The sequence below is a fragment of the Allocatenococcus thiocycli genome (assembly GCF_921292965.1).
GTDB classification, from domain to species: Bacteria; Pseudomonadota; Gammaproteobacteria; order Enterobacterales; family Vibrionaceae; genus Vibrio; species Vibrio natriegens.
In genome coordinates this window covers 185064-196330 of the sequence record NZ_CAKLCK010000030.1, presented here as the reverse complement: position 1 = coordinate 196330, position 11267 = coordinate 185064, and the positions used below count along the sequence as shown (strand labels likewise).

General features: G+C 44.2%; 8 protein-coding genes. 5 read left to right on the top strand and 3 right to left on the bottom strand.

All coding sequences use genetic code 11. The annotated features are described in order from the left end of the window. The first annotated feature begins 260 nt into the window (after positions 1–260). The 4 genes from nhaA (at position 261) to fabV (ending at position 6323) form a co-directional block, all read left to right on the top strand. A complete protein-coding gene (nhaA, locus tag L9Q40_RS12650; RefSeq protein ID WP_020333000.1) occupies positions 261–1412 on the top strand; it encodes a Na+/H+ antiporter NhaA in 1152 nt (383 codons plus the stop codon). Between the two features lie 541 nt (positions 1413–1953). Beyond that, on the top strand, positions 1954–2580 hold the full coding sequence (psrA, locus tag L9Q40_RS12645) for a TetR family transcriptional repressor PsrA (protein WP_014231563.1): 627 nt from the start codon (positions 1954–1956) through the stop codon (positions 2578–2580). Positions 2581–2659: 79 nt separating this feature from the next. Further along, positions 2660–4942 (top strand): acyl-CoA dehydrogenase, encoded by a 2283-nt coding sequence (locus L9Q40_RS12640; RefSeq protein WP_498793480.1) that lies wholly within the window; start codon positions 2660–2662, stop codon positions 4940–4942. Between the two features lie 178 nt (positions 4943–5120). Further along, a complete protein-coding gene (gene fabV, locus L9Q40_RS12635; protein ID WP_498793478.1) occupies positions 5121–6323 on the top strand; it encodes an enoyl-ACP reductase FabV in 1203 nt (400 codons plus the stop codon). A 102-nt stretch (positions 6324–6425) separates the two neighbouring features. Here the strand turns inward: fabV and L9Q40_RS12630 are convergent, their stop codons facing one another. Together L9Q40_RS12630 and L9Q40_RS12625 are read right to left on the bottom strand one after the other, a co-directional pair. Next, positions 6426–8108, bottom strand: coding sequence for an aspartate:alanine antiporter (locus tag L9Q40_RS12630; RefSeq protein WP_014231566.1), 1683 nt, complete (start codon positions 8106–8108; stop codon positions 6426–6428). A gap of 180 nt (positions 8109–8288) precedes the next feature. Continuing rightward, a complete protein-coding gene (locus tag L9Q40_RS12625) occupies positions 8289–8558 on the bottom strand; it encodes a GrxA family glutaredoxin (protein WP_014231567.1) in 270 nt (89 codons plus the stop codon). 298 nt (positions 8559–8856) lie between these two features. Between L9Q40_RS12625 and L9Q40_RS12620 the strand changes: the two genes are divergently transcribed. Then, positions 8857–10098, top strand: a complete 1242-nt coding sequence (locus tag L9Q40_RS12620; RefSeq protein ID WP_420658670.1) for an iron-containing alcohol dehydrogenase — start codon at positions 8857–8859, stop codon at positions 10096–10098. Positions 10099–10159: 61 nt separating this feature from the next. Here L9Q40_RS12620 and L9Q40_RS12615 read toward each other — a convergent pair whose 3' ends face one another. After that, positions 10160–11014: a MurR/RpiR family transcriptional regulator gene (locus tag L9Q40_RS12615; protein WP_014231569.1), complete on the bottom strand. Its 855-nt coding sequence runs from the start codon at positions 11012–11014 to the stop codon at positions 10160–10162. Between the last annotated feature and the right edge of the window lie 253 nt (positions 11015–11267).

Here is an 11267-nt window from a genome sequence, read left to right as displayed (position 1 = left end):
CAGTGTTTATCATAAGTATTTTAATCATGTTATGCTGAATTATGAGTAATACTGATTAATAAATAGCAAAGAAGCGATATGCAATTGGTCGTAACGTCTACAAAGTTATTGTTGGAAAATACGATATGTTGCAAATCAAACATCGGAAATAACGAAGTTTATACTCTGAACAAGCGATTATTCTAAAGTTTCTTACAGCTATAAACTCAGATCATTCTTTGTCGATCGTTTATGAAGATAATAAATATAAGGGTTAATGTATGAACGATGCTATTCGTGACTTTTTCAAAATGGAATCCGCAGGAGGCATTCTTCTCGTGATTGCAGCGGCGATCGCGATGACCATTGCAAACACACCTCTGGGCGAAACTTATCAATCTTTTCTGCATACTTATGTTTTAGGTATGTCCGTATCTCACTGGATCAATGACGGCCTAATGGCGGTGTTTTTCCTATTAATTGGTCTTGAGGTTAAACGAGAGTTACTTGAAGGTGCACTGAAATCAAAAGAAACAGCGATCTTCCCTGCGATTGCAGCGGTAGGTGGTATGTTGGCACCCGCTCTTATTTATGTCGCATTTAATGCGAGTGACGCTGAAGCGGTTTCTGGCTGGGCAATCCCAGCGGCAACAGATATCGCATTTGCATTGGGTATTATGGCGCTTCTGGGTAAACGTGTCCCGGTAAGCCTGAAAGTATTCCTGCTGGCTCTGGCTATCATTGATGACTTAGGTGTTGTGGTTATCATCGCGCTGTTCTATACGGGCGATCTATCGACAATGGCTTTGCTAGTTGGTTTTGCCATGACTGGTTTACTGTTCGTGTTGAACGCTAAGAAGGTGACCAAACTAACACCATATATGATTGTGGGTGCCATCCTTTGGTTTGCCGTTCTTAAATCGGGTGTTCACGCGACGCTTGCTGGTGTGGTGATCGGTTTTGCTATCCCACTTCAAGGTAAGCCGGGCGAGCATTCACCGCTGAAACACATGGAGCATGCTCTTCACCCATACGTGGCGTTTGGTATTCTTCCGCTGTTTGCGTTTGCAAACGCTGGTATTTCGTTAGAAGGCGTATCTTTATCTGGCTTAACTTCAATGTTGCCATTAGGTATCGCGCTTGGTTTGTTGGTTGGTAAGCCTCTGGGTATTTTCACCTTCAGCTGGGCGGCAGTGAAGCTAGGTGTGGCGAAGCTGCCAGAAGGTATCGGCTTCAAACATATTTTCGCGGTGTCTGTGCTTTGTGGTATTGGTTTTACGATGTCTATCTTTATCTCGTCACTTGCATTCGGCAATGTGAGTCCGGAGTTCGATACTTACGCACGACTAGGTATTTTGATGGGGTCAACAACTGCAGCGATAATCGGTTACGTGTTACTTCACCTGTCTTTACCAAAAAAGGCACAAGCGTAAAAACTTAATCCAATGAAAAGCCTCCCAAAAGGGAGGCTTTTTTATGCCTGTCATCTTGTAGGTAGAGCTAAGAGAAATGTTCCAGACGAAAAAAAGCCCAGTCGAAAATTTGACTGGGCGGATACAAACATAGGAGTTAATAAGAAAAAAGCAGCAACGTAACAATCAGATGGAAAAGTTTGACGGCCAGTGAAACTTAAAATGCCCTAGTTGTTACATATATTCAGACCGAGCTTTCCCCAAACAGTTCCATTTTTTTGGAAAATATTTTCCTAAAACATGTCGTTTTTTGATGTGTCAATTTAAGTCATTGTATCTGCGGGTAATATCACCATAAGTTTATCGCCAGTAATCCAAGGAGCTGCTTGAGTTCATCCATGCGGATTTTAACCGCACTAAAATTACTCTGTTTAAAATTTATCTTGGTTAAACGTTGAACATTTTTATTGAAAGAATAAGTTTTGAAAATGTGATGTTAATCGTTTGTTAATCTCGCTGTTCGCGGTATATTTTAAACAGTTGTTTAATACGAGTGATTAAAATGGCCCCAAGAACTTCAACAAAAGAAAAAATACTCAATGTCGCAGAAGGGTTGTTTGCAGAGTATGGGTTCAATGATACATCACTGAGAACCATTACTGGCAGAGCGAATGTAAACCTTGCATCAGTCAATTACCATTTTGGTGATAAAAAGACGCTGGTTAGGGCGGTTTTAGACCGATACCTAGAAGCACTGATGCCGAGTATCAAGACCTCTCTAGTCGAACTGAACACGCGCGATAATTACACGATGGAAGAAGTGTTTGAATCGCTGAGATTGCCTCTAGCTACACTTAATGAAGTAAGACCAAATGGTACAGCGTTGTTTATGCTATTGCTGGGCCGCGGTTATACGGATGTGCAGGGACATTTACGTTGGTTCATCACCACTCGTTACGACGAAGTATTGAAGTTATTTACTACCTCTATCATGAAAGCGAACCCAGAGCTAACGGAAGAGCTACTGTTCTGGCGATTACATTTCACGCTCGGAACGTGCGTTTTCACGATGGCATCTAGTCAAGCGCTACTAGAGCTTTCAGAAAGTAAATTCGATCAAGAAGTCGATATTAAGTCTGTAGTCGATTTGTTAATTCCTTACTTGTCAGCAGGAATGTCAGCGAAGTAAATGACTCGAACAAGTAAGCTGTTAGTTAAACCAATAATAAATTATGCCGTAAGGTGACGTGAACAAAAGGATCTGAACAATGAGCTCTCTACGAAGAAAATGGATTAGTGACCCAGCATTTAAAATGTTTAAAAAAGTACTACCTCCGTTGTCCAGCACTGAAAAAGAAGCAATGGAAGCAGGTAGTGTTTGGTGGGATGCAGAGCTATTTTCCGGCAAACCAAACTTTAAAACGCTGCACCAATACCCAACTCCGAAGTTAACAGCAGAAGAGCAGTCCTTTATGGACAATGAGCTCGTAACCCTACTCGACATGCTTGACGATCAAAAGATCGTAAAAGAAGACCGAGACTTATCTCCAGAAGTGTGGGAATTCTTACGTAAAGAGCGTTTCTTCTCTCTGATTATCTCTAAAGAATATGGCGGTCGCGAGTTTTCTTCACATGCTAACTCTACGATTGTTTCGAGCATTGCGACTCGAAGCATCAGTGCGGCTGTATCGGTAATGGTTCCAAACTCATTGGGTCCAGGTGAGCTTCTTTCTCACTATGGTACACAAGAGCAAAAAGATTACTGGTTGCCTCGTCTTGCTGACGGTACTGATATTCCATGTTTCGCGCTAACAGGCCCAGAAGCAGGTTCTGATGCGGGCGGTATCCCAGATCAAGGCGTTGTTTGTTACGGTAAGCATAACGGTGAAGAAGTGCTGGGTATTCGCCTGAGCTGGAACAAGCGCTACATTACACTAGCGCCAGTAGCGACGGTTTTAGGTCTCGCATTTAAACTTCAGGATCCTGACGGCCTGCTTGGTGACAAGAAAGATGTGGGTATCACATGTGCTCTGATTCCTGCCGATCACGAAGGTGTTGAGATCGGTGAGCGTCACGATCCACTTGGTTCTGCATTCATGAATGGTCCAACCCGTGGTGAAGATGTCTTTATTCCAATGGATTGGTTAATTGGTGGCGCGGATTACGCAGGTAAAGGCTGGCGTATGCTGGTTGAATGTTTGTCGGCTGGTCGCGGTATTTCACTGCCAGCGCTTGGTGCCGCTATCGGACACCTAACAACCAGAACAACGGGTGCTTATGCATACGTTCGTAAACAGTTTGGTATGTCTATCGGTAAATTTGAGGGTGTGGCAGAAGCAATGGGTCGCATCGGCGGTCTAACTTACCTTCTTGAAGCGACACGCACACTGACAACTACTTCGCTAGACATGAAAGAAAAGCCGGGTATCGTCACTGCTATTGCTAAATATCATATGACCGAGATAGCACGTACGCTTCTTAATGACTCGTTCGATATTCACGCTGGTCGCGCAATCCAAGATGGCCCGATGAACTACCTGGCGAAGCATTACGTGGGTATTCCAGTTGCGATTACCGTAGAAGGTGCAAACATTCTGACACGTAACCTGATGATCTTTGGCCAAGGTGCGACTCGTTGTCATCCATACGTACTAAAAGAGATGGAAGCAGCAGCAAACCCAGATGCAGAGCAAGGTGCGAAAGAGTTTGATGATCTGCTGTTCAAACACATTAAGCATGCGACAGGCAACACATTTGGCGCATTGGGTGCCGCACTAACAGGTTCTCGCTTTATCAAAGCGGAAATGAGCGGTCCAACTAAGAAGTACTACAAAGACATCACGCGTCTAAGCCGAGATCTTGCTGTAAGTGCAGACTTCGCTATGTTGACACTAGGTGGCGATCTGAAGCGTAAAGAGATGATCTCTGCACGTTTAGGTGATGGCTTAAGCTTCTTGTACATGGCATCAGCAGCACTTAAGAAATACGAAGATGAAGGCCGTCAGCAAGGCGATCTAGACTTCGTTCACTACGCAGTTCAGCACTGTTTGTACAATGCGGCTAAGTCACTAAACGAAGCTTATACTAACTTCCCAGTGAAATATGTTGGTGGTGTACTTAAGGGGCTGCTATTCCCACTGGGCAACCACTTCAACAAGCCTAGCGATGAGCTGAGCATGCGTATTGCAGAGGCAATGATGACACCTGGTGCACAGCGTGATCGCTTGACGCATCTATGCTACGTAGGTAAAGCAAAAGATGACAATATTGGTTTGATGGAGAAAGCTTTCCTTGCGATGTACGATATCAAACCTTTAGAGCGTAAGCTTATCAAGGGCGTTAAAGATGGTAAGGTTGCTCGTAAAGGTCTGCTGAATGATCGTTTACAGCAAGCTCTCGACGCTGACGTTTTAACTCAGGAAGAAGTTGATAAGATTAAAGCGGCAGACAAATTACGCTACAAGGCGATTCAAGTAGACCATTTCAGCCATGACTTTTCGGAACTTCGTACCGATGCGCCAAAAAAGTCACATCTGAACTCAGCCGCTTAACAAGCGAATAAAGATATCGATAAAAGCACCTCTCGGAGGTGCTTTTTTGTTTCGCTCGTTTAAAAATTAGCAGTCTAGTGCTCCAACCACTTGCATTTTCGAAGCATTTTTACAGAAATTAGATGCGAACTCGAAGCGAAACTTTTATCCTTACAAGGTTTTTTAAAGGAAGTTGAATATGATCATCAAACCTAGAATTCGTGGATTTATCTGTACTACTACGCACCCTGTTGGTTGTGAAGCTAATGTAAAAGAACAAATTGCTTACACTAAAGCGCAAAGCCCAATTAAAAACGCTCCAAAACGCGTTCTTGTTGTGGGTGCATCAAGTGGCTACGGTCTATCTTCTCGTATCGCTGCGGCATTTGGTGGCGGTGCATCAACTATCGGTGTGTTCTTTGAAAAAGAAGGCACAGAGAAGAAGCCAGGCACTGCAGGTTTCTACAACGCTGCCGCTTTCGAAAAATTGGCGCGTGAAGAAGGCCTATACGCGAAAAGCCTGAACGGCGATGCTTTCTCAAACGAAGCAAAAGAGAAAACAATCGAGCTGATCAAGCAAGACCTTGGTCAGATTGATATGGTGGTTTACTCACTGGCGTCTCCAGTACGTAAATTGCCAGAAACAGGTGAACTGATTCGTTCATCTCTAAAGCCTATCGGTGAAACTTACACTTCGACAGCGGTTGATACCAACAAAGACGTTATCATCGAAGCGAGCGTTGAGCCTGCAACAGAAGAAGAGATCAAAGACACAGTAACCGTAATGGGCGGTGAAGACTGGGAACTTTGGATCAACGCACTTTCTGAAGCTGGTGTACTTGCAGAAGGTTGTAAGACAGTAGCATACAGCTACATCGGTACTGAGCTAACTTGGCCAATCTACTGGGATGGCGCACTAGGTAAAGCGAAAATGGACCTGGATCGCGCAGCAACAGCACTTAACGAGAAGCTAGCACAAACTGGTGGCAGCGCGAACGTTGCGGTTCTTAAATCTGTTGTAACTCAGGCAAGTTCTGCAATTCCTGTGATGCCGTTGTACATTGCAATGGTGTTCAAGAAGATGCGTGAAGAAGGCGTACACGAAGGCTGTATGGAACAAATCTACCGTATGTTCAGCCAGCGTCTATACAAAGAAGATGGCTCTGCGGCAGAAGTGGACGACATGAACCGTCTTCGTCTGGACGACTGGGAACTTCGTGAAGACATCCAGCAACACTGTCGTGATCTATGGCCACAAATTACGACTGAAAACCTAAAAGAGCTGACTGACTACGTTGAGTACAAAGAAGAGTTCTTGAAGCTATTCGGTTTTGGTGTTGACGGTGTGGATTACGAAGCAGACGTGAACCCAGCAGTAGAAGCAGATTTCATTCAAATCTAAAGGCTATTGTTTAGGTCGAACCTATTCCTGATATAGCAAATGGTTTTGATATAGTAAAAAGGCGCTCATTGAGCGCCTTTTTTATGTTTGAACGTTGATAAATCAACTCAATATGATGAGAATTGTACCCGCGAGCGTCATTAAAATATTCGCTATTGCGTAAGTACCAGCGTAGCCCAATGCAGGAATAGTCGACTTCGCGTAGTCATTTACCACGTCCATGGCTGGCGCACACGTACGGGCACCAATAATGGCACCAAAAAGTAATGCTCGGTTCATTTTAAGCACATAGGCCCCGACAAGATAAGCGAGTGCCACAGGAACCACGCTGACAATAAAGGCGATGCCAATGACTTTCGGGCCGACTTGTGTCAGGTGCTCAAACATTTTCCCACCAGCGCTGAGTCCGATGCCGACCATAAAGAACATCAAACCAAGGTCCTTAACCATGTTCAGTGCCCCTTGTGGGACGTAGCCAAAAGTAGGGTGGTTGGCACGTAAGAAGCCCAAGGTAATCCCCGAAAGTAACAAGCCTACTGCGTTACCTAAACTGAACGACACCTGGCCAAATGTCATCGTGATCAGACCAAACATAATGCCTAGGATGAAGAAGCTGCAAAATGCCAATAAGTCTGCCATTTGGCTGTGGATCGAGATGAAACCAATTTTTTCTGCAAGGCCGTGTACTCGGCTTTTTTCGCCACTGACCTGAAGCACGTCACCTTTGGCGAGCACTATGTCCAAATCCATTGGCATTTCAATCTGTGCGCGTACTACTCGGTTTAAGAAACAACCAAACTCTGACAAGTTAAGATCAGACAAGCGTTTACCGGCAATCGCGTCACTTTTTACGACGATTTCTTCTTCCACAATGCGCAAATCGAGCAAGTTACGGTCAAAAACCTCTTTGCCGTTACGGAAACTTGAATCCAATCTAGCGTGGCTATCCGGGAAGCCAACAAGTGCAATCTCATCGCCTTCTTGGAGGATAGCGTCACCATCAGGGTGGGCGAGAATGCCATTGCGGCGAATTCGCTCAATGTAACAACCTGTTTGTCGGTAAATACCCAGTTCACGCAGGTTTTTACCATCTGTCCAGTCGATCAATTCAGGTCCAACTCGATACGCTCGAATGATCGGAAGATAGACTTTTCTCTGCCCTGAGTTACCAAGCCCACGCTCTTGAGCAATTTGTTGCGCTGAATCAGACAGGTTTTGTTTCTGAAGTCTTGGTAGCAATTTGGCGAACATGATCATGCTTATTAAGCCGATCAGATAAGCCATTGCGTAGCCGACAGATAAGTTTTCTAATACCAGAGCAAAGTCCATATTGCGTGGTATCGTCGCCAACCCTGAGTTAAGCGCGTCTTGTGCACCTACAAGTACAGGGGTTGCCGTTAATGCGCCCGCCATCATACCTGCTGAAAGGCCAAAATCGAGTCCAAAATAATGGCTTAATCCATAAGTTAAACATACCGCTGAAACCAGTACGGTCATACTCAGAATGAAGTAGTGCTTCCCGTCTCTAAAAAAGATACCAAAGAAGTTAGGGCCTGCTTCAATACCTACGCAGTAGATAAACAGCATAAAGCCAATAGTTAACGCTTCTGCATTAAAAGAGAAGCCTAAATGGCCCATGATAAGCGAAGTGATGAGAACCCCGATGGAGTTACCTAGTTGTAAGTTACCAAATCGGATTTTTCCGAAGGCAAGGCCGATGGCTAATACGACGAAGATTAGGAGGATTGGGTTTTGTTCGAGAAGATATACGACGTCTATGTTCACTGTGTGGCTCGGTAAAGTGTGTGCCAAGAAAGATTAGAGTGGCGAATTGTAACTAAATATAGCAAAAAGATAAGTGAATTTTTTTATGTTTTTCCATTAGTTGACTTAGGGGAATAACTATATGAAAAATAATAAAAAAGCCGCACTGAGATGCGGCTTTTAAAAAACTGTACTTTTTTATTACGCTACGTCGAATAAACCTAGGTGCTCTTTCGCGTAAGCTTCAAACTCATCACAACCACCAATGTGCTCTTGGTCGATGAAAATTTGAGGAACAGTTGCAACTGGTTTGCCTACTGTTTTCTCAAGGTCTGCTTTAGAGATGCCTTCAGCATGAATGTCAACGTAACGGTAGTTAAAGTCATCACGTTTTGCTTTTAGCGTTTCTGCATGCTCTTTTGCACGAACACAGTAAGGACATGCTGGGCGACCGAAGATAACAACGAACATAATTTTAATTTCTCCTAAATCTATTCTTTTTTGAAAGCAGACAAAAACGCGTTGGTTAAGTGGCTCTCTTTCACTTGGCTAACTATGCCCGATCCAATTACGGAAATAAAGTAGCAATTGCCTGTTGGTTTTATAGGTGAAACCTATCGAACAAAAAATCCTCTCATAATGACTATGTGAACCAACGCATAAAAGCATATGTTTTATAAGGTTATTGATGGCAAGGTGGAATTGGTCAACTTTTTTTACTGCAAATCGTAGCAATCTATTGGGAGTGATTGTTTGTGGGAGGAAATGTATGTTTCAGTTCATGACTGCAACAAGGATTATTTTTGGTGAAGGCGCACTGCAGTCTTCGTTATCCATCATCAACCAATTCGGCTACAGCGTATTGTTAGTCACAGGTCGGGACACGCAAAGAGCAATACCAATTCTCAATTATCTTAAAGCGCAGGGTATGCGTTATCAGCACGTTGCGATTACTGGTGAGCCAAATATCACCATGGTGGAAGAGACCGCGATTCTGGGCCGTAAATTTAAGCCGGATATGGTTATCGCGATTGGCGGTGGCAGCGTCCTAGATATGGGGAAGGCGTTAGCCGCTATTATTCCAAATCATGGTGATGTTTATGACTATGTTGAAGTTGTGGGAAGAAATGTACCGTTAAAAGCAAAACCTCTCCATTTTATCGCCATTCCAACTACCGCAAGTACGGGGTCTGAAGTGACCCGAAATGCGGTATTAAAATCTGGACAGGATAAAGTCAAAGTCAGCCTGAGAAGTCCGGATATGCTCGCAGACGTTGCGATTGTCGATCCAACCTTAACTTACGATACCGATCCCTATACATCAGGGCGTGGTGCAATGGATGCGTTTACCCATTTGATGGAAGCCTATGTGTGTGGAGAACCCAATCCTTTAACAGATATGGTATGCGAAGAAGGCTTACGTCGGTTAAGTCGCTCAGTCATTGCTGGGTGCAAGCACAACGACCATAAAGCGCGATCAGATTTATCATTTGCAGCTCTGCTAGGCGGAATGGCTATCACGAATGCAAAACTTGGTGCGGCACATGGTCTGGCTGCCGCTCTGGGGGGCAAGCTTGATGCTCCTCATAGTGTGATAACCGCGCGTTTAGCGCCTCATGTTATGCAGGAGAACATCGACGCTGCGAAAAAAGCGGGTAGGACAGATGTGATTAATCGCTATAGAAAGCTGGCTCAGCTTGTTACAGGTCGTACTAATGCGAATGAACATGATGGCGTGCTTTGGGTGAAAATGGTGCTGGATAAGTTAGAGTTACCTTCTCTTGGACAGTTTGGTGTGTGTCAGACTTCATTTGAGCAGGTCGCGAGTGATGCGCTTAAGTCTGTGGCGATAAAGGGTAACCCGTTACCGTTGAATCACGAACGTCTTACCTACATTCTTAAACAAGTCTGTGATTGTCGGGGTAATATCGACGTTGAAAGCGTGCCAAGAGTTGGCTCAGTCGAAGTATTGGAAACATCGAGAACAGATCTCACAAGCGTGGACGAGTAGAGCGCTTATCTGGATGTATGAAATAAAAAAGGGAGCTCACTAGCTCCCTTTATCACGACAATTAGTATTGGGTTAATTTATCGTAGCGACTGTCTTTCAGTGCGTCTTTCACTCGTTTGAGGTTTTCACGGAAACCCGTACCTCGGCGAAGAGTAAAGCCAGTTGCCAACACATCGATCACGGTCATCTGTACAACGCGGCTTGCCATTGGCATGTATACGTCTGTGTCTTCAGGGATATCGAGTGTGATCGCCAAAGAGCTTGCTTTTTCTAACGGAGAGTCTTTTGCTGTAATCGCAATAACTGTCGCGCCATTTTCACGAGCAAGGTTGGCAATTTCTACCTGGCTTTTCGTACGACCAGTATGAGAAATCAGTACGATCACGTCGTTATCACTGCAATTGATACAGCTCATGCGCTGCATGACGATGTCTTCAAAGCAAGTGATAGGAATATTGAAGCGAATAAACTTGTTTTGCGCGTCTCGGGCAACGGCAGATGATGCGCCTAAGCCAAAGAAAGAAATACGCTTCGCCTGAGTCAGCAAATCGACAGCACGATTAATTTGCATTGCGTCTAGGCTGTTTTTCGCTACGTCTAAGCAAGCCATCGTAGATTCGAAGATCTTGTGCGTATACGCATCAGGACCATCATCTTCTTCTACGTTTCGGTTTACGTAAGGAGTACCGTTAGCCAAGCTCTGTGCCAGGTGAAGTTTAAAATCTGGAAAGCCTTTTGTATCCAGGCGACGACAGAAGCGGTTTACAGTGGGTTCACTTACGTCGGCCATTTTAGCTAACGTGGCAATGCTCGAGTGAATAGCAGTTTGTGGAGACGCCATAATTACTTCTGCAACTTTGCGCTCAGATTTACTGAAATTCTCCAGATTTTTTTGAATTTTTTCTAATGTATTCATAGTGTTCACGAGGGTATAGAGAACAACTCGCTGGCTCTGTTAACGAATAGAAACCCAAAAGTTTCCCGGCAGTGAAGAGCGTTAACGAAAGCTACCAGCGCCATAGATTCAGTATAAACCTGATCTTTAATTCGGCTAAACCAAATACGGTTACTATTTAGTGAGAATTTGACAAACCTCAAACAAAATTTTCTGAAAACTACAGAAATGAATGTGAAAATGCAGGTTTGTTACTCAGGTTAGCCAATAATGA

Coding starts and splice junctions, on each gene's coding strand:
- L9Q40_RS12615 (WP_014231569.1), bottom strand. CDS start 11,014: ATGAATACATTAGAAAAAATTCAAAAAAATCTGGAGAATTTCAGTAAA.
- L9Q40_RS12625 (WP_014231567.1), bottom strand. CDS start 8,558: ATGTTCGTTGTTATCTTCGGTCGCCCAGCATGTCCTTACTGTGTTCGT.
- nhaA (WP_020333000.1), top strand. CDS start 261: ATGAACGATGCTATTCGTGACTTTTTCAAAATGGAATCCGCAGGAGGC.
- L9Q40_RS12620 (WP_420658670.1), top strand. CDS start 8,857: ATGTTTCAGTTCATGACTGCAACAAGGATTATTTTTGGTGAAGGCGCA.
- L9Q40_RS12640 (WP_498793480.1), top strand. CDS start 2,660: ATGAGCTCTCTACGAAGAAAATGGATTAGTGACCCAGCATTTAAAATG.
- fabV (WP_498793478.1), top strand. CDS start 5,121: ATGATCATCAAACCTAGAATTCGTGGATTTATCTGTACTACTACGCAC.
- psrA (WP_014231563.1), top strand. CDS start 1,954: ATGGCCCCAAGAACTTCAACAAAAGAAAAAATACTCAATGTCGCAGAA.